Here is a 23,257-nt window from a genome sequence, read left to right on the forward strand (position 1 = left end):
GAAAAATATTATTTTTCTTTTGAAGCAAGTGCTTGCGCCAGACTTGATTTAATAGAAACTTGATCGAAAGAGAGGCCGAGCTGCGTTGCGGTTAAAGCAATTTCCGGTCTGATTCCTGATAGTGTCGATTTTACCCCGATCAAGCCGAGTGTTTCTATTAAAGAGAAGATCTGCTGGGCAACCATCGTATCAATAATAAGAACACCAGATAAGTCTATTAAAAGATGTGAGATTCCTTTTTCAGAACATTGCTCTAGTGTATTTTCTACGATAAGCTTTGCCCTTGCCGTATCAATCACACCGATCAACGGAAGGAGTCCCATGTGATTATTGAGTGCAATAACAGGAGAGCTCAATTCATTAATCATTTCCTGCTGTGCGATCAACTTCTCTTCACTGTACTTTTGATTTTCTTCAACGAACCAAGTAACAATTTTATTAAAGGTATTGATTATTACGTCGTTCCAAGAATCAACAACATCTTGGGAATATTTACCTTTATGAAAATTCACAAACTCCTTTACGAATCCAAGATACTGTCTCTGGACGTTAAAGAATTCCTTCATGATAACGGTCACAGGTGTATTTAAGTGCTCATCATCCTTCGCAATCATGACTACCCATTGTTCAAAGTCCTTTAGAAATTCGGTCTCCTCTTTAATAAAGACTTCACAAAAATGAAGGTGAAATTCATGATTCTGCTTTTTTAGTGTAGCGATGGTTTCAAGATTTGTAGAAGCATAGACTCCCGTGGCTTTGCTTTTATCGATAGAAGCATACCATTCCTCAGTCATTTGCCATGTCTTATCTATTAAAAAAGAATGCAATTCCTTGTCTCTATGCATTTCTTTTACACTCTCCCCAATCTGCTATTTTCTCTCTATCATATATCGATATTGATGTCTTTACAATTTTTAGGTTTGTTAATCTTCATCCTTTGCATCCCAGTCTTCAGGGATAGGTTCACTTAAATATTCTTCCACCATCTTTTTATATTTTTCAAGCTGTTCAAAGTGTGTATTGAACTGCTCCTTGTTAATCAAGTGCTGGGTTCCGTCAAAAATTGTACGGATTTTCTTTTGCTGAACTAAACTTTCTACTACCGGTTCAGGCACCGATAAATATTCTGCAGTTTCTTTTATTGTCATGTACATAATTTTTATCTTCCCTTGTTTAACATTTGTTTAACCTTAGCTTACCGCAAGAACCGAGCTCATTCAATATACCCAAAAAAAGACCATTCCGAATCTATTGGAATGATCTTCGTTTCATTAACAGTTGATTACTCATTATCAAGGCGAACAATAACAAGACAGCATCTACAAATCCGTATGCTAAATCATAGCTTCCTATATGGAATAGAAAGCTTCCTAATAGCGGTCCGACTGACATCCCCATATAGCGAAAGAAATTATATGCGCCAATTGCAGTCGCACGGTTCGTTTGGAATTCCTGTGTAAGCAATGCTGTCTGCACAGGCAGAGACATCCCCAAAAACAATCCAAATAAACTAATAGACACAATTAACATGCTTAGTGACACATCTGATACTAAGATGAAGAACAATAGTGACAGGACATTAAGAAAAGCAGTGCCTACAACAACTTTTCTTTCGTCGAAGTTTCGCAGCTTTCCGCCGATGAAGCTTCCAATAACAATTCCCAGTGATAATGGAAGAAATACAAGTCCTTTTTGTTCTGCAGATAAGCCATAACGCTCACTCATTATCCCAGGTAAAAATACCAGAAAGTTATACAACGCGTAGTATTGGATAAATCCAATTCCAATTACTGAAAATCCTATCCGATTTTTAAGAATGTTAATAAAATCTGTGAACTTAAAATCTTGTTTCTTATCTGCTTTTGGCTTAGTTTCTTTCAAATAAACAAAGTTACCTGCTAGAACGATCAACCCAACACATAATAAAGCGACAAAGATCATATGAAAATCAAACGAACCGCTTAAGAAACCCCCAGCAACTGGGCCGAGGACCGGACCAAGCGATACCATCATTTGAAAGGTTCCCATGGGCTGAATACGGTCTTTCCCTTCAAACAAATCACCTATAACCGTTACAGCAACAACAGAACCCGCTGCAATACCAACTGCTTGCAAAGAACGGAAAACTAACAAGGACTCAATAGACCCCGAAAGAAAACAGCCAATCGTTGCGACTAAATAGATAAAAATACCAGCCAGCATTACTTTTCGCCGTCCTATAGAATCCGTTAGAGGACCATAAACCATCTGCATGAGTGCTAAGAAAATGGTATAAATGGAAATCGAAAAATTAACTAAAAAAGAAGTAGTATGAAGCTCTTTTGTCACCTCTGGAATGAGAGGGACATAAATCGTCTGTGAAAAGGGACCAAGGAAAGCGGCAAAAGCGACAAGATAAACCAATAAAGTTCGGTGCTTCAATCTGAAAACTCCTTGCTGTATGAAATAAAAAAGTCTGCTGAAATAGCTCCAGACAGACTCACACCAACGTTTGAACTCTTAAATTATACACCCGATTAATCTTTTTTAAAAAAGATTAGCATTTTATAGAATATATTCGCATGCCAGCAATAAAGAGGATCAACATCGGTAACATCAACTTTTTCTGCTGGAAGTTTTATTTATTCTAAAAGTTTTCGTACATTGGATATAAATCACTCAGTGACACTCCTTTATGACTAAACATCTAACATCAACATATCTGACTTCGCACGAGAAACACAAGTTAAAATCCTTGATTGGCTTTGTTTTTGTTCTTCACTCAAAAAAGAATCATAGTGTGCAATTTCTCCCTCTAAAACCCGGAGTTCACACGTACCGCACCTGCCGACTCTGCATGAATAAGGTGCTTTCATTCCTTTGTTCAGGAGGGCTTCAAGCAAAGTCTGATCCCTCGCAACCTCTACAAGAGTTCCATCTTTTAGTTGAACCTTAAAAGATGCCATGTCTTTAGGTTGCGGCGGGGTAAACCGTTCCATATGTACAGCTGATGCTGGATAGCCTAATTGATACGCTGATTCAGTTAAGTCAGCGATAAATGACTCAGGACCACAAAAATAAACGTGAGTTCCAATAGCGTGTTCTTCTAAGGAAGATGAATCAACCCGCTGCTTTTTATTAGAAAAATAAAAGCGGCATTGTTTTGGATAATGCTCTTTAAGAAATTCATAGAATGCACAAGCTTCCTCCGTTTTAGAAGCATAGTGAAGTTCGAATGAAGTACCTCTGGAATGAATTTCATTCATCATCGATAAAAATGGGGTAATTCCAATTCCGGCTGCATAAAAAACATGATGCTTCGCTTTAAAGCTAAGGGGAAAATGATTCTTTGGATAGCTGATCTGGAGTTGATCGCCGACTTTCATTTTTTCATGCCAATATCGTGAGCCTCCTCTTGAAGTATCACTTAACCTGACAGCAATTTGATAATGTTTAGTATCATCGGGATTACTAGTTAAAGAGTATTGTCTGACAAGCAATTCTCCATCTTCAATATATGTAGAAATATGAGCCCCTCCTGAAAACTTAGGGAGCAATTCTTCATTAACTGAAGCCAATGTAAAGCTCCTTATAAATTCAGTTTCCTGCTCAATCGCTTTAACATAAACCGGAATCGTTTTCTCTTTATACAAAACACCCACTCCTAAAGTTTTGACACATATCCTAAGAAGGCATTATGAAAAACTGAGTAATGATCGGATATCGATAGTTCTAAACCGCATTGGCTACAAAGAATATCAGCTTGAACATCAGCCGTTTCATTCATTCCATGACAACGGCAGCAAAAAATTCTCTTCACTTTTTTCCCATACCCGATGTATTGCGTTTCTTCCTCAGTAAAACCTATTTCTTCAGCAGTCTTTCTAACTTTCTCCAGTCCCGCATAAGGTAATGCTACATAGAGGTGCGTCCCCATTTTTTGCTTCTTTAACAATTCGCCTAGCTCCAAACAATCTTGGTTTTCTTCAATTTTAAATATTTCATAAGGTCGTCCTTCTTCTTTTACCTGTTCTATTACATTGAATAAAAGCTTCATGCCCTCTTGATCGCTACAGAACACATACTTTCTTTTACCAGGAACAAAAACTGCTTCGGTCATACAACTTTCCCGCTTTCTAGCTGTTCACTTAAATATTTAAGAACCTCATTTTTATAAAGAGAAATCCCTTTGTAATCGGTTATATGCGGTGGAAGTTCTGATAGAATGTCATGAAACTGCTTCAACCATTCCCGGTTAGAAACTAGATTTTCAAGAGAAAGCAAATGAGTGTGAATCGTAAAAAGAATACCGTTTGTTCGAGGCAATCTGAACAGCTTTTGCACTTCTACACGAATATGAACAAGCTCTCCTGCATTCTCTTTTGTCACCTGTTTACGAAGTTTCCCCCATTGATCAAATGTCTCAAGAGAAGTGTCCAGCCTGTCTCCAGCCATCAGAGACCAGTTTTTCCTCTCCCATGGGTTGCCAGCTTCAAGCCTCATAAGGAATTGCAGAATTCGATCATCCAGCCCTTCTTCTTTAAATCCGGGAATTGGGTGGTGAATGCTCTTAAACTTCATGCCTAAGTTAAACGCAAGCGACCAGTTAGCAGGAAAACAAAGCTGCCCTGCATCGAGATACAGATCACCGTCCCGCTGCATCATAAGTATTAAATCCTCTTGCACGTGCCTGCTTATAAAAGCTAAAGGCTCCTCAGGCAATGTTGATTCACCGCCAAACGTGAACTCCTGCTTTTCTTCTAAAATTTTGTTGTTAAATGTCCATTTTGAACCCTTTTTTTCTACTGAAAACTGATCTGGATACTGAGCAGCAAGATGATCAATCACCAGCTCAACAATCTCCCACTGTCCAGTAATGGTGTGTGGTAGTGATTGATAGCAGCGTTCAGCATGATGATTCAAAAGAGTACGCTTTAATTGCATCTCTTCTTTATAATCTGGGGTGACTTCAACACAAAGTGGCGACTTCATAGGTATAGAGTTATTGGAGTAGCGGTAGGTTGAACCTCTAAACGGATAAGGAAAGCTCTCTAGATTATCAATCCACTTCATGTCTTCACCCTTTACAGAATATTCTTATAATTTTAATTGTATAGATTTTATATATGAAAGACTAGGAAATTATGAAAAACACAATTCATTTATCACCATATAATTTATGTTATTAATATTAATTATTTGTAAAAAAAGATTAATAAACCATTTTATGCCCATGAAATAAATATTCTACTACGAACACTTTTATAAAATTATCTGAATTTTAGAAAAAACTGTCTGTCATCTTAAAATAAAAAGGAGACAAAAATGAAAAAATTAGGTTTACGTCATTACACACCGAAAATATTCTTATGGTTTGGATTGATATCACTGTTCTTTCCAGCTATGAGCATTGAAGCCGCCTCGCCTCCGACTTCAAGCTCAAGCTATTACATGGACACGATTGATACCGTCACTCTTTATGAAATGGGCTACCAAAAAGGACGTGCAGATTTTAGTAAAGCTGGGACACAGCAAAGCATCGTCATTCTTGACTTTGGCGGCCAGCCTTCACCCACTACTGTTTCACTTAGAGGAATGCCTGATGCCACTCTCGATCAAGTAAAAAATGCGGTACAAGCCTATTCCCGAGGTTATTGGAAAGGAACGGGATCTGATAACTATTCGACAGTTCAAGTGATCGTTGGAACAAATAATTCGTATACCGTAACAAATGAAGGCGGCCGGAACTTTGCAAATATGATAGATGCCATCAATGCCCATAACACAGCAAACTCCTATTCTGACCAAGTAGAAGTGGATGGCGGGAATGATATGGAGCCTGGCTATGATGATACGGTCAGCACGAGAGACTGGGTAAAAGGTTATGATGCAGTTAATAGCTATTCTCTTTACAATTATGGAAGTGCTGACGGATGCTACCATACAAACACGAACACCGGAACAACTAATTATTCTTGTAATAACGGATGGACCTATAACGATATTTATTACATTTCATGGGGAGCATCTCCAGCATGGCCACTTCCACAAATTTATGATAATAGCGGAGATATGGCAGAGCAGTGGCAAAACATCAACAAGTACTCCGCTGTTTCACAAAACAACCAGATGAAATTTGGAGCTTCCTTAACCCAAGCCGGAGCCTGCCAAGACGTTGGCTGTCATTGGGAACTTGACAATACACCCAGCCAGGGCTGGACACAGTTAATCAATGAGCTCAACAGTGATGCCATTACAGCCGAATCAACTAAATTTCCTATTCTATCAACGGATATTCAGTGGCACTAATATATAGGTAAAGGAGTGAAGGAAATGAATAAAATTTGGTTCGCATTACTAACTGTAGGAGTACTATCTTGTGCGGGAATTAGCTATTATCATGTTTCTGCCTCTAATACAGAATATGGGACTTTGCCAAAAGAAAAACAGGAGATCCAGGAACGAAAAGACAAAAATAAAATTAAAGCAAAAAACGACAGTATTACAAAAAATAACACGAAGGATGGTCCACTTGTTATCCAAAAAGACCGTACCGTAACACCTCAAATCATCAAGAAAATAGAAGACCAAGTAAATGATCAACGTATTCGGTTCACGAATGGCTGGGTCAGTCCGGTTAACCATCAGGAAATGAATGCCCGCGGGGTAACCGTTGAGACTGGAGCTCTTAAGTCAGATCCCGCTCAAGGTATTGTCGTTGTACTAACAGATGGTGAAAAAAGAAAGTTTGTCGATTCAAAAGAATATAAGACTCCATCAAAACATGGAGAAGTTAGAGTTATAGATTATGATGCATTTGATCTCACTTTAGAGGCAGAAGACAAAACCAGATGGATCTTTAATGTTCCGACAGGGACTTTTAAATAGGCTTGATTTGATTAGAACAGCATTTTTTCAAAGAAAGAGGCCTAGGAATAATTTTCCTGGGCCTTTTCTTATTTTAAGTAAAATTACCATTTATTCATCTAAAGATACATAATCACACAGTTCTATAATCTGCCCTTGCGAATGAACAGGATTCATATAGATTAGTCTGCGTCCATAAGGGTTGATCCGGTATGTGTCTTTTAAAAAAGTATAGCCTCTGCTTTCAAAATCTTTTATGGTCTCAAGCAGGTTATCTACTTCGTACGCCAAATGATGTACACCTTTACCGTTCTGCCTGATAAAACGCTCAATAGGCGAGGTCCTGCTCGTTGGTTCCAGCAACTCAATGACCTGATTTTCCATTTCTATCACAGCGATATGCGTTTCAACTCCAGGCTTCTCGCTTGTATAACGTTCAGTGAGCTTACCACCCAATACATTTGTATAAAATTCAATCGCCTCATCTATTCTTCTTACGGCAATGCCAGTATGATCCAGTCGCATTACAGTCACCTCTTCTCTTGTTGAGTAGAATTATAGATTGTTGGAGTGCTTTTAGCAAAAAAGACCATTCAAAAAATGATATGATAATTAAGAGAATTAAAACAATGGAGGATTAAATTGAAGAAGTTAGTTAAAGTAGTTGCTGCTATTATTGAAAATGAAAACAACGAAATATTATGTGCTCTAAGATCTCCTGACATGTTAATCCCAAATATGTGGGAGTTTCCAGGCGGAAAAGTAGAGCAAGGTGAAGATTTATTTACTGCCCTCAAAAGAGAAATTAAAGAAGAGTTAGGTTGTTCAATTGAAACCATTGAGCTCTTTAATGAGCATACTCATGAATATGAGACTTTTATCATCAATTTGATCGCTATTAAGTGCAAAATAACTGAAGGTATTCCTGAAGCCAGTGAACATTCTAAATTAATCTGGTTAAAAAGAGAGAATCTTTCCGCATTAAAATGGGCTCCTGCAGACATTCCTGCTGTAGAGCAATTAATAAACGAATAAAAAAGTGTAGACTCTTCAAAATGAGGAGTCTACACTTTTATTATAAATTCGTTATATAAACTAGCTGGCACTTCGTTCTCAAGTTCAATTTTTACGGTTATCGGCTTTTCTCCTTCAAAAGCAACTGAATTTCCTTTACCAATATAAATAAAAGGCTCCGTTTTTCCATCAAGTTTTCCAAACTTCCGCACAAACAGATGTAAATTAACACCTCTTTGCTTATTATGAATAATATTTTGTCCTCTTTCAGATTGCTGAGTAGTGCTATTAACAGATTGCCACTGAAAGTATCTTTCACTCAGGAACTTGTCCTGATAATTTATACTCTCTTTAATATCTTCTTCTTTGTGTAAATCAATAAACAAAAAGTATTCTTTACCATTTGCCAGCAAGCCCGATCCTCTAAAGGAGCTATGAGTTTTTCTGTAGTTGGAAAGAAAAGCAGCATCCATCATCTGATATTGCTCATATAGTTTAAAATGCGGAACACCATAGTATTCTTCTTTATATTCTTTTTCGTATCTAAAAATCCCATAAGCCACAATATCTTCTAAGAACTTTTTGTATTCGTCATTTTCTAATACTCTCTTAAACAATTCTGTTTTAGAGAGCCTCTCGTCTTGTAAAACAAATAACCGAGGCTTACTTTTCTTTTGACCACTGTCAAAGTAATTTTGATTAAGACATTCAAAAGCATGTAGAATACTATCTTCATCTACATTTTTAATCAACTTTAAAATTTCATTCTTTGCCCTCTGAACACCAATATCCTCATGATCTAATAAATATTTTATTATGACAAACTCATAAACTCTCTTAAGTGGAAGGTGGCTAGATAACTCTTTTAAAGTAGCATCAAAATTATCATCTAACAGAAGTCTTTTTATTTTTTCATCTTTCTCTACTTTAGCTACAAATTGCAAATAGGATTTTTCTCTATTTATAAATTTGATAGGATCAGGTGCTCCATCGTATTTAAGATAATCGACCAATAAATAAGGGATATGTCCTTGATTTAACTTCTTAAATTCGTAGTATTCTTCTTTTAGATACTTCATAGAGTTAAAATTTTCTTTGTCGATTTGCTCTAGTATTCTTTCTTGCGATATTTTATCCATTTGGATATGGGTGCAGCCTGGAATATTAGCAAAACCAGTTACTATAGCAATCTTTAAACTCTCCTTATCGTAATAACGACTACCGTTTAGAGCCAAAGCTATTAAGAAAGTTTTGTTATGGTTCCCTATGAAATCTAACACGGTAAGAAAGCTTTTGTTAGCATGTTTTCTAAGTCCCCTTCCTAATTGTTGAATAAAAACAATAGGAGAGTTAGTAGGTCTTAACATTAGAACAGAGTTAACAGAAGGAATATCTACACCCTCATTGAAGATATCAACGGTGAAGATAAATTCTAATTCATCTGTGTCATCTTCTAATCTATTAATATACATTTCTCGTTGATAAGGAGAATGATCCCCAAATAAACAAACACTGTTGTATCCTCTTTTATTAAACTCAGCCGCCATATATTGCGCATGTTCTATACTTGCACAAAATCCTAAACACTTTCTTTTATCGCCATCATGACCATAAAAGTCCATTTTTTCTATTATGAAATCTACACGTTCGTTTACTTTTAATCTTTTAGTGATTTCAGCTATATCATCAATATGAACATCACTAAGATCAACACTTTCAATATCAGTGATCCCAAAGTAATGAAAAGGAATTACAAGTTCATCCTCTAAAGCCTCATGCAATCGCACTTCTAATGCTACGTTATTATCAAAAAGATCAAATACATTACCACTATCACTTCTTTCAGGTGTTGCAGTCATTCCCAAGGTGAAATTAGGGTCAAAATAACTTAAGACTTCTTGATAGGATGGACTTGTAGCATGGTGGGCTTCATCAATAATCAGATATTCAAATTCACTTCTATCAAATCCTTGGTAACATTTAGATAGGGTTTGGATTGTGGCGAAAACATAATCAGCATCTTTCTGTTTGTAATTACCCGTTAACAATCCAAATTTTAGACCTTCATTAGGTAAAAGTATCTCGAATGTTTCTTTCGCTTTTTTAAGTATTTCTTCTCTATGTACGATGAATAGTAATTTTCTAGGTTTATAACGTTTTACATCAAAAGCTGACATGTACGTTTTCCCCGTTCCTGTAGCAGCAATTACGAGAGCTTTTTTCTCATCAAAATGTCGGAGTCTCTCTAAATTCTCTATTGCTCGTTTCTGCATCCGATTGGGTACAATATAGCCTTTATTCTCATATATAACTTGTTGTGAAGGTGTTTTCTTAATACTCTTTAAAAATGCTTCATAATCTTGAATAAAATCAGCGTTAGCTTCAGCACTAAACTCCCATAACGAATTGTATTCTTTTAATACCTTTTTTATAAAATCAGCATCCTCTTTAGCAATAACCTCAACATTCCATTCAATATTACTTTTAAGCGCACTTTGAGTGATATTTGATGATCCGATAATAACTTTGTAGCTATTCTGGTATTCAAAGATATAGGCTTTAGTATGAAATCCAACTTCTTTATCTGTGACAAAAACTTTTAATTCCACGTTATCAAATTCTTTAATTTTTTCTAATGCCTTAGCATCTGTAAAGTTTAGATAAGTTGAAGTAATAATCTTTCCTTTTACGCCCTTTTCTTGTGCCTCTTTTAATGGATCAAGCAAAAGCTGAAGTCCGCTAAAATTCACAAAAGCCACACTAAAATAAAACGAGACACACTCGTTCATTGATCTAACGAGTTCTCCCAGTAAATTTTCTTTATCTGAATTAACGATTAACTTCTTCTCAAAGTCCATAATAAGCCCCTAATACCAAAATTTTCTTTCTATTACTTAGAAATACTACTATAAGTAGATATTAATAAAAAGATCATTTTTGGTAATTAACATGGATTTCCTAATAAAAAAGAGCTCACAAAAATGAGCTCTTTTTTAAACAGTTGTTTAATTAAAACATCCCAAGCGCCTTCTTAGTCGCTGGTCCTACAATTCCATCCACTTTTAGTTTCTTAGCTTTCTGGAACTTCCGTACGGCTGCGTCTGTATTGTTCCCAAAGACCCCGTCTATTCCTTTTGTGCTGTATCCTAAGTTTGTCAGTCTGCGCTGAAGCTCCATGACTTCAGCACCGCGGCTGCCTTTTTTCAGGTTCACGATTGAGAATACTGGTACTGTTGAGCCGTTTGTGATTTTATAACCATTAGCTGCTGCTAAGGCTGGAAAAGTCTTACTTGAAGTGGTGATTACTACAGGTGTGTTCACAGGAATTCTAGCATACAGCCATTGCACATCGTTATTGTACATGCGGATGCATCCTGCACTTACATATTTCCCTATGGCATTTGCGTTATTGTTTCCGTGAATTGCATATGTTGTTCCCCAAGTTCCTCTTGCATTTAAGCCGAGCCATCTGTTGCCTAGGGGATTTCGAGGATCTCCACCAGGTATATTTCCGGTATAATAAGGCCTGTTTGTGATCTTGTTTACAATTTTAAATTTGCCTTCTGGTGTGTAGGACGGCAGCTTTCCCGTTGCCACTTTGAAAACTTTTGATAATTTATTATTCTCGAAATACGCCAGCTGGTTAGTTGATTTATTTATTATGATAAAAGAAGAAGCTGCTGCTTTTGCTGGCTGCACAAAAAAGAACATAAAACAAAACATGAGTAACCCGATGACTATTTTTTTCGTTTTCATTCCTTCTCTCCATTCCTTCTGAAATGTAAAATCCTCATATTCTATGCGAAGGAACAGGATACGCATTACCTTTTTGTTAAAATTTTAATAAAAAAATCATGAATATTAGGATTGTACCATGAATAGACTAGTAGGTTATATTTAACTTAGTAATTATTATCTGAAGGAATGATTATAGATGCGGAACATTATCCTAAAAAACAATATAGAAGTGACGATTAGAGAAGCAACTAAAGAAGATGCTCAAAATATGATCGACTTTTACAATGTGGTTGGCGGTGAAACAGATTTTCTTTCCTTTGGAGCGAACGAATTTAAGCGTGATGTTCGAGAATACGAAGAATACATCACTGCAACCTCAAATGAGCAAAATTCCATCATGCTGTTGGCATTGATTGATTCAGAGATTATCAGTATCGCAACCATTAATTCCTCACAAAAAGAACGGACAAAACATGTTGGGACACTTGGAATCGTCATCTCTAAAAAGTACACTGGCTTGGGGTTAGGAAAGATACTAATGAATGATCTTATAGAAGGAGCTAAACAAAACGGAGTGACCAAAAAGATCAGCCTTGTTACAAATGAAACTAATACAGTTGCCATTGAGCTTTACAAGAAGTTAGGATTTGAAGTGGAAGGTTTGCTGAAACAAGATAACTTTATTAGAGGAAGTTATAGCAACACTGTTGTGATGGGGATGCTAATATAACCTATAAAATAAGCGCTCAAAGTTTTTCATCTTTGAGCGCTTAAATTTAATAAGAAGTTAGGTAATCAGCCAAAAATCCTGTAGCAATAAGGGCTAAACCAAATGTAATATTAACTTTCTTTTCATGGATTCCTGATTTTTCAAGTACAAAAAAGATGATACCAAGTGTTCCTAAATATTGAATACTTCGCAGAATATCACTTTCTTGAAAAATAATGATGTATGGGAAGTATTGGTGTATTCCTGAAATTAACCCAAATACAAAAAGCATCATAGGGATTCTAAGTTTCCATTTCAATAAAAACACCTCCCATTAACTACTCATTATTCCCCTTTAATCTCCAGCAGCTTCTGTCTCAACCCGATCTCCATCGTTGCAAGTTCTTCTTCTGCCAGACGGCGCTTCATGCGGCCTTCTTCTTGAATGCGAAGCGTTTCTTCAAGTGTTGATAATAAATTTTCCTGTGTTTTCTTCAGAGTCTCAATATCGATTAACCCGCGCTCATTTTCTTTCGCTGTTTCAATCGTATTTGTTTTAAGCATCTCTGCATTTTTTAATAAAAGTTCATTCGTCGTTTTAGAAACCTGCTTTTGAGCCTCTACTGCATTACGCTGTCTGATCAGTGTCAGCGCGATCGCCACTTGGTTTTTCCAAAGAGGAATAGCCGTCATAATGGACGACTGAATTTTTTCAACAAGTGCCTGGTTCGTATTTTGAATGAGACGAATTTGAGGTGCGCTTTGAATCGTGATTTCTCGGCTCAACTTCAGATCATGCACACGTTTATCTAATCGGTCAGCAAACTGAACCATATCGTTTACTTCCTGGAACTTCATCTGATCATTTGTTTGTTCTGCCACTTTTCTCATCTCAGGAATCGTTACTTGATTCAGCTCATCAAGTTTCAACTCGCCTGCTGCAATATACACATTCAGCGCTTGAAAGTATTCCTTATTGTTCTCATACAATTTCTCAAGCATCACGATATCAGACATGAGGACATTCTTGCTCCCGTCTAGTTTTACGGAGATGCGGTCAATCTGCGCACCCGTCTTCTGATACTTGGAAAGCACTTCTTGAACAGTACCCGAGATCTTACCAAACATGCGACCGATTAAAGTAGGCTTATTAGACTTCAGTTCTTCAGGATTCACATCTTGAAGCTTCCTCATTAAGTCACCAATGATCTCACCGATCTGACCGGTGTCTTTCTTTTTCACATGTTCGAGCATCGTGTTAGAAAAAGAATGAAGCTTCGCTTGTGCGGGTGCTCCGTACGTAATCATCGTTTGGTGATTTGTCGGATCAATCTGCTTTGCCAGCTGATACGCTTTTTCTTTGTTTTCTTCTGGAAGTACATCTATCAATCTGATCTGCTTATTTGCCTCCTGCTGCAGATGAGACCCTTTCTCCTCACCAAAGGGATTAGCCAGCAAGTCATCCATCAGATTTGCCGGCTCATCTGTATTGTTAAACAGGGGTGCTTTATTTTCTTTCATGTATATCTCCTGCCTTTTTAATAGATTGTGATTCTTTCAAAGATTTGATCGAATACTTCGCCACATCGATCTCATAATGAAGGTCTTCTATATCATTTGACAAAACTTGGTATAAATCCTTTTCGATGTATTCTTTTAGCTCATCAAGTGTTCGTTTTGTTTCCACTAATGATTGTGTAAGTTCCTTTGTTTTTCTAGGTTGTGCTGTTAAAAACATATATTTCTCCGTTAGTTCGACAGCTGAATCCAAATGGGAAAAGTAAAATTGTTCAGCCTGGTAAAAACGTCTTGGCTCTTTTTGAGTTAAGCTCTGAATCTTCCTCACCACTCGCACCAAATCAGCTCTTTGCTTTAATGTCGGCAAATCTCGAACAGAAAGCAGTGCCTTTTGCAGGCGGTGGATTTTCGGTTTTGCTTCATCTAAATTTCTTCTGATGTATTTATATTCTCGTCTCGATAGCTGGTGGTTACTAAGAAATCGCTGTTTTTGAAGAAGCCCGGTTGCAGTATATGCAGCAGCACCACCTGCAACGGCGATTCCAGATGAAATGAGATACGTCTGGTCATACGCAATAATACTCGCCAGCCACACTCCAATGGAGGATGGGATAGCAACAAACATTCGGATAAAAAAGGCTAAAAATCCGTTCATTGTAATCGACTCCTGACATAAACTCTTTCTTATTCATACGAATGTACAAGTTTCAGAGTTTCGTTTTCCAATAAAAAAGTTTACTTGATAATATGTTTCTAGTATTACCTTATCGAAACCTTCCTAAAATAACCATGGCTTCAGGAAGTAATGTGTTCTAAGACTTGAGGCGTATTTTCACAAAAAAAATAAGACTGCTAGGTACAGTCTTATTTTGAAATATCTATCTTTATGCCGTTTTTGTCTTGCCGCTTGTAACGGCTAAAGGTTTTGTTGCTAGACTTACTACGACAAGAATAACAATATTAATAATCATCGCGATAATACCCACATTGAAATCTTGAATAGCCTGTGGCAGGAAAGGAAATAGTGATCCGACAGTTGATCCTGTGATCGTAATATAAGCAACTGTTGCTACACCTGAACCTATTCCAGCAAAAGCTCCCTGCTTCGTAACAAAATTGTTTTTCATTAAGCTAAAAATCAAAGTTGGGAAAAGCTGGGTCACAAGACTGTATCCCATCAGCAATAATGTTACAAGGGTATTTCCGCCTTTAAAAGTAAAGAATACAGCGATCAACGCTACAACGGGAACAAGGTAACGGGCGGTTTTTGAAACTTGATTATCCGTTACTTTTGGATTCACCACTTGGTAAACATTTTTTGCTAATAGGGTTGCAGCAGCCATTAAAATCATTGATCCGGGTACAAGTGCAGTCAAGATTCCGGCTGCCCCGATAATGCCAACCACCCACGGATCAAATGTTTCGATGGAGATCTTTAATAGTGCCAAATCCGCTTCAGGGCCTTCTAACCCTGGTACCTTCAGAATAGCTGCAAATCCTACAAAGAAAACAAACAATAAGATCAATTGATAGATCGGCATAAAAATCGCATTTTTACGAAATACCTTTTCATTTTGCGCTGAATAGACAGAACCAAAGGTATGAGGCCACATATAGAATCCAAGTGCCGTAAGAAGCACTGTTGTTACAAACCAAGATGTACTCATGCCAGCATCAGGAAGGGCAAGAAACCCTGGTTTTACGGCTTCAACTGCCTCAAACATCGGCTGTATGCCCCCATAATAATGAATCGGTAAATAGATACCTAGAAATAGAACAACCACAAGAATTAGTATATCTTTTGCAACTGCAGTCCAGGCTGAACCATGAATTCCGGACACCATTACATAAACAGTGACAACAGTTAAACCAATCCAAATCGCAATGGTTGGGGAGATCGTTCCATATGAAGCTTCTGAAACAATAATCCCAAGTCCCTTTAGTTGAAGAACAAAATATGGAATCATTGCTACTACACCAACTAAAGATACGAAAATTCCAAGATATGGACTTTTATATTTACTTACGAAGAAATCAGACTGTGATAATAGATTATGATCTTTAGCATAACGCCAAATTTTTGGAAGTAAGAAGTAAGACATAATGTAAGCGAGGCATCCATAACCGATGATGTAAAACGTTGGACCTCCCTTTCCATAAGCCCAACCGCTTCCTCCAAGGAAAGTAAACGTCGTATAGATTTCACCAGCCATCAATAAAAAGACAAATATAGTTCCAAACCCTCTTCCACCAACGGTCCATTGCTCTAAATCCATGTCTTTCCCTTTTTTAGCCCGTATTCCAAGATAGATCGACATGATCATAACAGCAAAAATAATGACAAGTGCTGCGTTCATTTCACTTCACCCTCCTTGTTTTTAGGATCGATCATATAGATGATCGTCATAATGATGGCAGTGAGAACAACCCAGATTACACAATAACCAAGTAAGAATGGCATTCCGAAAAGATAAGGAGTGACTTTGTTAGCAAAATAAGTTCCACCTAATAGTCCTGCAAACGGTATTAAAGCTATTAATTTTATCAACGTATCCAACTTTAAACCCTCCCTATTCATCTATTTATCCAACAGCTTGAAAGCTGCGTGAACGAAAACACGTACTCCTTTTTCTAAAGCATCTTCATCAATTTCAAAACGTGCGTGATGATGCGGATAGACCGCTTCTTTTTCTGGGTTGCCTGCACCTATATAAAAGAATGTCCCCCCAGCTTTTTGTTGGAAAGCGGAAAAGTCTTCTCCACCCATATTTGGTTTCATTCGATCCAGAGTCTTTTCTCCATAAACCTCTACTATTGTATCTTCAATTACTTGTGTCACTTTGTGATCATTAATCACAGGACGGTAACCGAATTCATAGTCAAAATCATAATCTGCCCCATGTGCCTCTGTAATACCTTTTACAATCCGTTCGATTGTTTTTGGGACGCTTTTGCGAATCTCTGCATCAAAGCTACGAACAGTACCCAAAATTTCAACTGATCCAGGAATAACGTTATGAGTAGTTCCACCTGTAAATTTCGTAACGGAAACGACCAGCTGTTCAAGCGGGTCTGTGTTTCTAGAAACAATATGCTGCAGGTTCGTTACAATCTGTGAGGCAATAGCGATCGAATCTATAGTCTGATGAGGAAGTGCTGCATGTCCTCCTTTTCCTTTAACGGTTATATAAAAGGTATCTGGTGATGCCATCATCGCTCCATAGACAACACCAATTTTCCCGATCTCAAGGGGTGCCCATAAATGCGCTCCGATGACCGCATCCACTCCATCCATAACCCCTGCTTGTACCATTTCTTCCGCTCCGCCAGGATACAGTTCTTCTGCATGCTGAAAAAATAGTCTGATCTCACCTTGAATGTCTTCTTTTAAACCGGATAAAATCTTTGCAGCTCCTAAAAGCATAGCCGTATGACCATCATGCCCACATGCATGCATAACACCAGGATTTTTGGAGACATACTCGGTTGTATTCTCTTCATGGATCGGCAGCGCATCCATATCCGCTCGAATTGCTAAAACTTTTCCCGGATGCTTACCGACAATTCTTCCAACAACACTGGTTTTTGTTGGCCGTGACAGTTCGATACTACCAAATGATTCTAGTGTTTCGTAAATAAATTGGGAGGTGTTTTCTTCTTGAAAGGATAGCTCTGGATTTTCATGTAAGTAACGGCGCCATTTGGTTACTTGTTCTGACACCTCATCGACTAAATGATCAAATGATTTTGTTTTTACCGTCATCTTTAACCTCTCCTTGTTTTTAAATCCTTTATTTTGATACTAAGGTTTCAACCATATTCTTCAATACGTGGACGGATTGGATACAATCATCTAATGTCGTCCATTCGTTTGGATTATGGCTTATGCCGTCTTTGCTTCTTACAAAAATCATGGCTGAAGGAACATGGCGGCCTAATACCATTGCATCATGACCTGCACCGCTTGGCAGGAGTATGGGTTTAATTCCATTTGCTTCAACAGCCTCGATTAATTTCATTTGCATGTCTTTTTCAATGGGAACCGGTGCGACATTAAGTGTCTGCTGATACTCCACACTGACATTATGTTTCTTGCCAATTTCCATTGCCTTTTTCGAAACTTCTTCCGTTAGTAAATCAAGTGTTTTCTGTTGAATGTCTCGAATATCGACATATAACTCAACTTTTCCTGGAATCACGTTAACGCCGTTGGGATAAACATGGAGTTTGCCTACGGTTGCTACTGCCGTTCGGCTCACACGTTCAGGCATGCGGCTCACTTCTCCAACAAACTCACTAGCTGCTGCCAAAGCATCTGCCCTTGCATTCATTGGTGTATTGCCTGCATGTCCGGCTTTCCCTATGAAATTAATTTTTAGCCAGGATGGTCCTGCAATCCCTGTAACGATTCCAACAGGAACATTCTCTTTTTCAAGGGTTGTCCCTTGTTCAATGTGCACTTCCACGAATGCTTTAATTTCATTCACGTCTCTTCGAGCATCGTGAAAACCCTCTAATGTAAGTCCGTCACTCTCAATAACTTCTTGAAAGGATGCACCATACAGATCCTTCTTTTGTTTCTCTTCTTCCATGTCGAGCTCACCGCAAACCGCCCTGCTTCCTCTTAGTCCTCCGTTGAACCTTGACCCTTCTTCATCAGAGAAAATAACCACTTCATACGAACACTTTGGTATGTAATTTGTATTTTTCCATGCTTCAACAACTTCCAGAGAAGCAAGCACACCGAGTGGACCGTCAAAATGGCCGCCGTTTGGAACACTATCGACGTGTGATCCCGACAATACTGAGAAATTTTTCTCTTCTCTCCCATCTAATTTTCCAAAGATATTACCTGCCCCGTCTTCCCTAACTTTGAGTCCAGCCTCTAACATCCAGCTCTTCACAAGTTCTTTTGCTTGCCTTTCCTCTTTAGAGAATCCAATACGCAGGGAACCTCTCTCTTTAGTCGATCCGATTTTGGAGAGTTGACCTAAGCGTCTAGCTAACCTTTCACCTGATACACCTGAGTGGTTTAGCTTTCGATCGTAACTCTTCAGCAGCGTTTCTTCGATGGAGTATTTATCCGTAGTCAGCATGTATTGCCCCCTTCATGATGTAACTATCTAATAGGTTAAAGAAAAGTATAGAATAGTCTGTATATTTTGAAAATATAAAAAATGGACAAACAGTACATTGTACGTTTGTCCTAAACAGCCTATTGGCTTATTTTTAAAAATTTATTTAGATAGATCGCTAACTGCAGTTCAAATAACTCTCTTCCCTGAAGCTTATCCATTTGAAGAATTTCTTTTATTTTTTGTAACCTGTATTTTATAGTATTCAAATGAACAAAACTCTTGGAAGCTGTTTTTGTCATATTTTGCTGACATTCCAAATAGGTTTGTAATGTCTCTACTAGCTCGGTACAGTTTTCTTCATCGTATTGAATAAGTAAACCAAGTAGATCAGAAATATAATCTTTAAGTTCATCCCGATCGTGTTTTAAGAAAAGCCGGTAAATACCAAGCTCCTGATAAGAGATAACAATCTCTACTGATCCATGAATTTGTAAATATTCTGCACACCTTATCGCATCTCTGTATGAAGTATCAATCTCACTCAGCTTTCGAAAAACCCTCCCCAATCCAACATGAAACTTAAAAGCAGTCTTATGGACTAGCGTACGTTCAAGATTCGAAAAAAACTCAGTAAGCATCTGCAACACGTTTTCTTCATGTTTTTGATTATGGATTATAACGAGAATGTCATACTCCATGTTGCGATCCCGCACTAATACCTTATAATCTAGTTTTTGAAGCTCTCTGTATAGAAAACGGTTAAATATTTGCTTCTTAGTATTCAGCTCCTGAAAGGGAAGCAGTTGATTGGAAATCTTGATATTTACACATAAATACCTATTTTGATCAAGAATACCTACTATGTTACGCTGAGGCTGCGTAAACGAATCTAATTTATGATTAAGGAGCTGCTCTAACAAATATCCTTCATATTTATAGAGATCAGACAACATTCTTTCCTGACCCATTAGTTCAAGTGCAAAAATGTTGTTTGCGAGATCGATTGCCAGCTCATCGAGTGTATCCAGCTCATCATTTTTTTCACCAAAGACTGCCAATATTCCTATTGCTACCTTATCCGTTTTTATCGGAAAAAGAAGAAGTCTTTTATCCTCTAGATCTTTATGGACCAGTGAAGTTCCTTGGATAATTTTATGAAAGATATCAGCGTATTTCTCTACAGCACTCTTACCCATCTTTTCTGCTTCTATTGATGATGCCGCTATAAAATCCATAAATTCATTAAACAGACATACCTTCCTATTCAGCATATCTCCTAAAGTTACCGCTACACTGTCTAATCCTTGTTGAGACACAGAAACTTTTGCCAATTCTGAATGAATTCGTTTTGAACGTTCTTGCTGAGCAAACAGGGTTGCATTCTCAATCGCGATCGAAGCCTGGCTTGCAAATGTTTCTAATATACGAAGGTCCTGAGAACTGAATAGCATATCTTCTGAAAAACTATCAATCGTCAGTACACCTAAACAGCCTTCCTTGGACAGCAAAGGTGCGCAAATCGTACTTTTGGGATATTGATGCAATGCACCTAATGCCTTATGAAAGTTCTTTTGATTTTCTGGCTGAATGTTTTCCATTCCTTTTGTGGTATCGTTTATGTGGCTAAAGATCTGTGCTTTTTGAGTCATAAACGTCCTTCCTGTCATACCCTCATCAGGATTCAGTTCAATATGCTGCATAAATTTTTCATCGAAACCTTCGCATTTTCTTATAACTAATTTTTTTCGTTTAGCATCATAAATAAATAGAATAACAGCATGTGCTCCGTCTATTACATTGAGAACTTCTTTGATCAATTTATCGAGCACTTTGTCCAGATCGAGTGTTGATGTTAGTACTTGTGCTGCATTGATCAAACTCATAAGCTGTTTTTCAGATTTCATTAGCCTCACCTCTTCTGCTATATGTTTGCCTTTTATTATATAGAAGTTAGGCCATTTAGTTATATGGAAACTTTTATGTATTGAACAACAAAACAAAGACGCTGAATATGTATATATCACATAAACAGCGCCTTTAGCTTTCGATCACAATATTCACTTAAACTTTCTTTCCTTTCTTACTAATACACAATGCTAGTTATTCATCCCATAACTAGACTTCAATTAATTGTCCGTTCAATCAATTGCCTTGCATTAGATCAATATTTTTCCTTCACTCTGGTAATTTCCCACATGCCCACACGCTGCGAAAATAGTTTTCACCGGCTATTTCCGTCTGCAACATGATCTTAGCATGCTTCGCTCACATACGTCATTGGAATCATCCTCTTTCCGTAATGTGTATTTGCGCGTTCCCGCATATCCACACATCTCGAAATCAGTTTTCACGGGCTGATCTCTACCTGGATGTGATTTAATATGCTTCGCTTACTTGCGTCATTGGAATCACGCCTTCCTTGTAAAGGTTGTGTTTCATTTGTTAACTACATATTAACCTATTCTGAATTTATTTTAAATATTCAGAATAATCAATATTATGTTGTTTGGGCTGATTTTATTCCACTTTTGTTTGTCATACTTCTTTTTTCGTAAAATTTCTTTTTATTTCATCATATTTCAACAATTTAATTATTAAACTCTTTTCTTAGGCTTTCACCTATTCGTTCCCCCTCTCATACTATGCATGTAGGAAACACAACTAACTAATAAGAGGAGTGTTTTTAACATTGACTGGAAAAATTCTAAATTACTATGCTGGCGGCAATACAGCAAGGGGTTTTCATAACTTATTTGAATCGAATCTTAATGGGCTTGAACGTCTTTTTATACTTAAAGGCGGACCTGGAACGGGCAAGTCTACTTTAATGAAAGCCATCGGGAAGAAGTGGAACGACGAGGGGTATGATGTTGAATACATTCATTGTGCTTCTGATAACGGCTCAATCGATGGTGTCATACTGCGTGATTTGAAGGTAGGAATTGTAGATGGAACGGCTCCGCATGTTATCGAACCAAAAGCTCCAGGTGCCATTGAGGAATACGTGAACTTAGGTGTTGCGTGGGATTCCAATAAGCTCGCTAAAAATAAGAATGATATTCTTAAGCTATCCGAAAAAATTTCTGCTGATTTCCAAACGGCTTATTCCATCTTCCATGAAGCATTGCTGGTTCACGACGAATGGGAAAAGATTTATATCGAGAATATGGATTATAACAAGGCGAATGAACTTACAGATGAACTGATGCACAAATTCTTTTCGAAAAAGCAGAACAAACAAGGAGTAGTCTATCACCGTTTCTTAGGAGCAGCCACTCCACTTGGGGCTAAAGACTTTGTTCCAAATTTAACTGAGGGTTTAAAGGAAAGATACTTTATTAAAGGACGTCCTGGTTCTGGTAAGTCCACTATGTTAAAAAAGCTGGCAGCCAATGCGGAAGCGTCTGGTTATGATGTTGAAATTTATCACTGCGGTTTCGATCCGAACAGCCTTGATATGGTCATTGTGAGAGAGCTCGGTTTTGCGATCTTTGACAGTACTGCACCGCATGAGTATTTCCCTGAGCGGTCTGGCGACTCCATTGTAGATATGTACGCAAAAACAATCACGCCAGGGACAGATGAAAAATATGCTGCTGAGTTAAAAATCATAAGCTGGCGATATTCAGAAAAAATGAAGGAAGCCATCAGCTTTTTAGCAGAAGCAAAAAGAAAGCATGATGAGTTAGAGAAATATTATGTTGGAGCCATGGACTTTAAAAAGATTGATGAAATTCAGCAGTCGCTTAATGCGGAAATTGAAAAAAGGGCTGCTGCAAGACAGAAATAAGATTCTTTTAGTCACCATTTTTGGATGGTGACTTTTTTTGTTATGATGAATACACAACAAATCATACATATGGAGGACTGGCAATGAATTCTGTGGAAGGCAAATCGGTTCAAGAACTTTATCATCGCTTTTTGAATGCCTGGAATGAAAGAAATGCACGAAGCATGGCTGATCATTTTACAGGTGATGCCGAGATGATTGGATATGATGGAAGCCAGGCAATCGGCCGCGATGAAATTTATTCACATCTGAATCCCATCTTTGAAAACTTTCCAACCCCGCCTTATTTCGGGAAAGTGAAAAGTGTTTCTTTTTTAAGCGATAATGCTGTAATCCTCCGAGCCATTGCAGGAATGGTGCCTATCGGAAAAACAGACCTTTCTCCTGAATTGAATACACATCATACGGTTGTTGCTGTAAAAGAAGGGGAAAGCTGGCTCATTAAGCTTTTTCAAAACACACCAGCACAATTTCATGGCCGCCCTGAACTTTTAGAAAAGATGACGGAAGAGCTAAAAGAATTGCAAAGTAAGTAAGAAGAACCCGCTGACGCCAGCGGGTTCT

Annotated in this window: 23 protein-coding genes; 6 read left to right on the forward strand and 17 right to left on the reverse strand. The window is 37.7% G+C overall.

Annotation, left to right across the window (positions count from 1 at the left end; genetic code table 11):
• Positions 1-8: 8 nt before the first annotated feature.
• The 6 genes from ACFQ4X_RS18335 to ACFQ4X_RS18360 form a co-directional block, all read right to left on the reverse strand.
• Positions 9-845, reverse strand: coding sequence for an STAS domain-containing protein (locus ACFQ4X_RS18335; RefSeq protein ID WP_379837728.1), 837 nt, complete (start codon positions 843-845; stop codon positions 9-11).
• A 78-nt stretch (positions 846-923) separates the two neighbouring features.
• Positions 924-1,154, reverse strand: a complete 231-nt coding sequence (locus ACFQ4X_RS18340; protein ID WP_379837730.1) for an excisionase family DNA-binding protein — start codon at positions 1,152-1,154, stop codon at positions 924-926.
• Positions 1,155-1,248: 94 nt separating this feature from the next.
• Positions 1,249-2,421, reverse strand: a complete 1,173-nt coding sequence (locus ACFQ4X_RS18345) for an MFS transporter (RefSeq protein WP_379837732.1) — start codon at positions 2,419-2,421, stop codon at positions 1,249-1,251.
• A 257-nt stretch (positions 2,422-2,678) separates the two neighbouring features.
• Entirely contained in the window at positions 2,679-3,632 is a 954-nt protein-coding gene (locus ACFQ4X_RS18350; RefSeq protein ID WP_379837734.1) for a PDR/VanB family oxidoreductase, read from the reverse strand.
• 11 nt (positions 3,633-3,643) lie between these two features.
• The gene (locus ACFQ4X_RS18355) at positions 3,644-4,099 is read right to left on the reverse strand and encodes a dimethylamine monooxygenase subunit DmmA family protein (RefSeq protein WP_379837736.1); all 456 of its coding nucleotides are present in this window, start codon (positions 4,097-4,099) and stop codon (positions 3,644-3,646) included.
• Positions 4,096-5,052, reverse strand: a complete 957-nt coding sequence (locus ACFQ4X_RS18360) for a heme-dependent oxidative N-demethylase family protein (RefSeq protein WP_379837738.1) — start codon at positions 5,050-5,052, stop codon at positions 4,096-4,098. Before ACFQ4X_RS18360 ends, ACFQ4X_RS18355 begins: the two co-directional genes overlap by 4 nt.
• Before the next feature lie 252 nt (positions 5,053-5,304).
• Between ACFQ4X_RS18360 and ACFQ4X_RS18365 the strand changes: the two genes are divergently transcribed.
• Both ACFQ4X_RS18365 and ACFQ4X_RS18370 read left to right on the forward strand, forming a co-directional pair.
• Complete coding sequence (locus ACFQ4X_RS18365; RefSeq protein ID WP_379837740.1) at positions 5,305-6,288, forward strand: hypothetical protein; 984 nt, start codon at positions 5,305-5,307, stop codon at positions 6,286-6,288.
• A 24-nt stretch (positions 6,289-6,312) separates the two neighbouring features.
• Positions 6,313-6,867, forward strand: a complete 555-nt coding sequence (locus tag ACFQ4X_RS18370; RefSeq protein ID WP_379837742.1) for a hypothetical protein — start codon at positions 6,313-6,315, stop codon at positions 6,865-6,867.
• A 90-nt stretch (positions 6,868-6,957) separates the two neighbouring features.
• Here the strand turns inward: ACFQ4X_RS18370 and ACFQ4X_RS18375 are convergent, their stop codons facing one another.
• On the reverse strand, positions 6,958-7,371 hold the full coding sequence (locus ACFQ4X_RS18375; protein WP_379837744.1) for a VOC family protein: 414 nt from the start codon (positions 7,369-7,371) through the stop codon (positions 6,958-6,960).
• A gap of 117 nt (positions 7,372-7,488) precedes the next feature.
• Here ACFQ4X_RS18375 and ACFQ4X_RS18380 point away from each other — a divergent pair, with 117 nt between their 5' ends.
• Complete coding sequence (locus tag ACFQ4X_RS18380) at positions 7,489-7,881, forward strand: (deoxy)nucleoside triphosphate pyrophosphohydrolase (protein WP_379837746.1); 393 nt, start codon at positions 7,489-7,491, stop codon at positions 7,879-7,881.
• Positions 7,882-7,910: 29 nt separating this feature from the next.
• On the opposite strand, the gene ACFQ4X_RS18385 is transcribed toward ACFQ4X_RS18380, so the two are convergent.
• Both ACFQ4X_RS18385 and ACFQ4X_RS18390 read right to left on the reverse strand, forming a co-directional pair.
• The gene (locus ACFQ4X_RS18385) at positions 7,911-10,718 is read right to left on the reverse strand and encodes a DEAD/DEAH box helicase (RefSeq protein WP_379837748.1); all 2,808 of its coding nucleotides are present in this window, start codon (positions 10,716-10,718) and stop codon (positions 7,911-7,913) included.
• A 151-nt stretch (positions 10,719-10,869) separates the two neighbouring features.
• Positions 10,870-11,616 carry a L,D-transpeptidase family protein gene (locus ACFQ4X_RS18390; RefSeq protein WP_379837750.1) on the reverse strand — a complete coding sequence of 249 codons (747 nt, stop codon included), beginning with the start codon at positions 11,614-11,616 and terminating at the stop codon, positions 10,870-10,872.
• 178 nt (positions 11,617-11,794) lie between these two features.
• Here ACFQ4X_RS18390 and ACFQ4X_RS18395 point away from each other — a divergent pair, with 178 nt between their 5' ends.
• The gene (locus ACFQ4X_RS18395) at positions 11,795-12,328 is read left to right on the forward strand and encodes a GNAT family N-acetyltransferase (RefSeq protein WP_379837752.1); all 534 of its coding nucleotides are present in this window, start codon (positions 11,795-11,797) and stop codon (positions 12,326-12,328) included.
• A gap of 46 nt (positions 12,329-12,374) precedes the next feature.
• Here ACFQ4X_RS18395 and ACFQ4X_RS18400 read toward each other — a convergent pair whose 3' ends face one another.
• The 8 genes from ACFQ4X_RS18400 to ACFQ4X_RS18435 form a co-directional block, all read right to left on the reverse strand.
• On the reverse strand, positions 12,375-12,626 hold the full coding sequence (locus ACFQ4X_RS18400) for a hypothetical protein (RefSeq protein ID WP_379837754.1): 252 nt from the start codon (positions 12,624-12,626) through the stop codon (positions 12,375-12,377).
• Positions 12,627-12,652: 26 nt separating this feature from the next.
• Positions 12,653-13,828 (reverse strand): toxic anion resistance protein, encoded by a 1,176-nt coding sequence (locus ACFQ4X_RS18405; RefSeq protein WP_379837756.1) that lies wholly within the window; start codon positions 13,826-13,828, stop codon positions 12,653-12,655.
• The gene (locus tag ACFQ4X_RS18410) at positions 13,815-14,480 is read right to left on the reverse strand and encodes a 5-bromo-4-chloroindolyl phosphate hydrolysis family protein (RefSeq protein ID WP_379837758.1); all 666 of its coding nucleotides are present in this window, start codon (positions 14,478-14,480) and stop codon (positions 13,815-13,817) included. The genes ACFQ4X_RS18405 and ACFQ4X_RS18410 overlap by 14 nt, the downstream gene beginning before the upstream one ends.
• 229 nt (positions 14,481-14,709) lie before the next feature.
• Complete coding sequence (locus ACFQ4X_RS18415) at positions 14,710-16,182, reverse strand: sodium:solute symporter family protein (RefSeq protein ID WP_379837760.1); 1,473 nt, start codon at positions 16,180-16,182, stop codon at positions 14,710-14,712.
• Positions 16,179-16,382, reverse strand: coding sequence for a DUF3311 domain-containing protein (locus tag ACFQ4X_RS18420; RefSeq protein WP_379837762.1), 204 nt, complete (start codon positions 16,380-16,382; stop codon positions 16,179-16,181). The genes ACFQ4X_RS18415 and ACFQ4X_RS18420 overlap by 4 nt, the downstream gene beginning before the upstream one ends.
• A gap of 21 nt (positions 16,383-16,403) precedes the next feature.
• Positions 16,404-17,588: a M20 family metallopeptidase gene (locus ACFQ4X_RS18425; RefSeq protein WP_379837764.1), complete on the reverse strand. Its 1,185-nt coding sequence runs from the start codon at positions 17,586-17,588 to the stop codon at positions 16,404-16,406.
• A gap of 28 nt (positions 17,589-17,616) precedes the next feature.
• Positions 17,617-18,921 carry a Zn-dependent hydrolase gene (locus ACFQ4X_RS18430; protein ID WP_379837766.1) on the reverse strand — a complete coding sequence of 435 codons (1,305 nt, stop codon included), beginning with the start codon at positions 18,919-18,921 and terminating at the stop codon, positions 17,617-17,619.
• 119 nt (positions 18,922-19,040) lie between these two features.
• Complete coding sequence (locus tag ACFQ4X_RS18435; protein WP_379837768.1) at positions 19,041-20,807, reverse strand: helix-turn-helix domain-containing protein; 1,767 nt, start codon at positions 20,805-20,807, stop codon at positions 19,041-19,043.
• 785 nt (positions 20,808-21,592) lie between these two features.
• On the opposite strand from ACFQ4X_RS18435, the gene ACFQ4X_RS18440 reads away from it, so the two are divergent.
• Both ACFQ4X_RS18440 and ACFQ4X_RS18445 read left to right on the forward strand, forming a co-directional pair.
• On the forward strand, positions 21,593-22,693 hold the full coding sequence (locus ACFQ4X_RS18440; protein WP_379837770.1) for a PRK06851 family protein: 1,101 nt from the start codon (positions 21,593-21,595) through the stop codon (positions 22,691-22,693).
• An 83-nt stretch (positions 22,694-22,776) separates the two neighbouring features.
• Positions 22,777-23,229, forward strand: coding sequence for an SgcJ/EcaC family oxidoreductase (locus ACFQ4X_RS18445; RefSeq protein ID WP_379837772.1), 453 nt, complete (start codon positions 22,777-22,779; stop codon positions 23,227-23,229).
• Positions 23,230-23,257 lie beyond the last annotated feature (28 nt).

It is taken from the genome of Fictibacillus halophilus, assembly GCF_042680145.1.
Taxonomy (GTDB): domain Bacteria; phylum Bacillota; class Bacilli; order Bacillales; family Fictibacillaceae; genus Fictibacillus; species Fictibacillus halophilus_A.

Bases quoted from the DNA above. Each gene is read 5' to 3' on its own strand.
- ACFQ4X_RS18335 (WP_379837728.1), bottom strand. From the start codon at position 845: ATGCATAGAGACAAGGAATTGCATTCTTTTTTAATAGATAAGACATGG.
- ACFQ4X_RS18340 (WP_379837730.1), bottom strand. From the start codon at position 1,154: ATGTACATGACAATAAAAGAAACTGCAGAATATTTATCGGTGCCTGAA.
- ACFQ4X_RS18355 (WP_379837736.1), bottom strand. From the start codon at position 4,099: ATGACCGAAGCAGTTTTTGTTCCTGGTAAAAGAAAGTATGTGTTCTGT.
- ACFQ4X_RS18360 (WP_379837738.1), bottom strand. From the start codon at position 5,052: ATGAAGTGGATTGATAATCTAGAGAGCTTTCCTTATCCGTTTAGAGGT.
- ACFQ4X_RS18365 (WP_379837740.1), top strand. From the start codon at position 5,305: ATGAAAAAATTAGGTTTACGTCATTACACACCGAAAATATTCTTATGG.
- ACFQ4X_RS18370 (WP_379837742.1), top strand. From the start codon at position 6,313: ATGAATAAAATTTGGTTCGCATTACTAACTGTAGGAGTACTATCTTGT.
- ACFQ4X_RS18375 (WP_379837744.1), bottom strand. From the start codon at position 7,371: ATGCGACTGGATCATACTGGCATTGCCGTAAGAAGAATAGATGAGGCG.
- ACFQ4X_RS18385 (WP_379837748.1), bottom strand. From the start codon at position 10,718: ATGGACTTTGAGAAGAAGTTAATCGTTAATTCAGATAAAGAAAATTTA.
- ACFQ4X_RS18390 (WP_379837750.1), bottom strand. From the start codon at position 11,616: ATGAAAACGAAAAAAATAGTCATCGGGTTACTCATGTTTTGTTTTATG.
- ACFQ4X_RS18395 (WP_379837752.1), top strand. From the start codon at position 11,795: ATGCGGAACATTATCCTAAAAAACAATATAGAAGTGACGATTAGAGAA.
- ACFQ4X_RS18405 (WP_379837756.1), bottom strand. From the start codon at position 13,828: ATGAAAGAAAATAAAGCACCCCTGTTTAACAATACAGATGAGCCGGCA.
- ACFQ4X_RS18410 (WP_379837758.1), bottom strand. From the start codon at position 14,480: ATGAACGGATTTTTAGCCTTTTTTATCCGAATGTTTGTTGCTATCCCA.
- ACFQ4X_RS18415 (WP_379837760.1), bottom strand. From the start codon at position 16,182: ATGAACGCAGCACTTGTCATTATTTTTGCTGTTATGATCATGTCGATC.
- ACFQ4X_RS18425 (WP_379837764.1), bottom strand. From the start codon at position 17,588: ATGACGGTAAAAACAAAATCATTTGATCATTTAGTCGATGAGGTGTCA.
- ACFQ4X_RS18430 (WP_379837766.1), bottom strand. From the start codon at position 18,921: ATGCTGACTACGGATAAATACTCCATCGAAGAAACGCTGCTGAAGAGT.
- ACFQ4X_RS18435 (WP_379837768.1), bottom strand. From the start codon at position 20,807: ATGAAATCTGAAAAACAGCTTATGAGTTTGATCAATGCAGCACAAGTA.
- ACFQ4X_RS18445 (WP_379837772.1), top strand. From the start codon at position 22,777: ATGAATTCTGTGGAAGGCAAATCGGTTCAAGAACTTTATCATCGCTTT.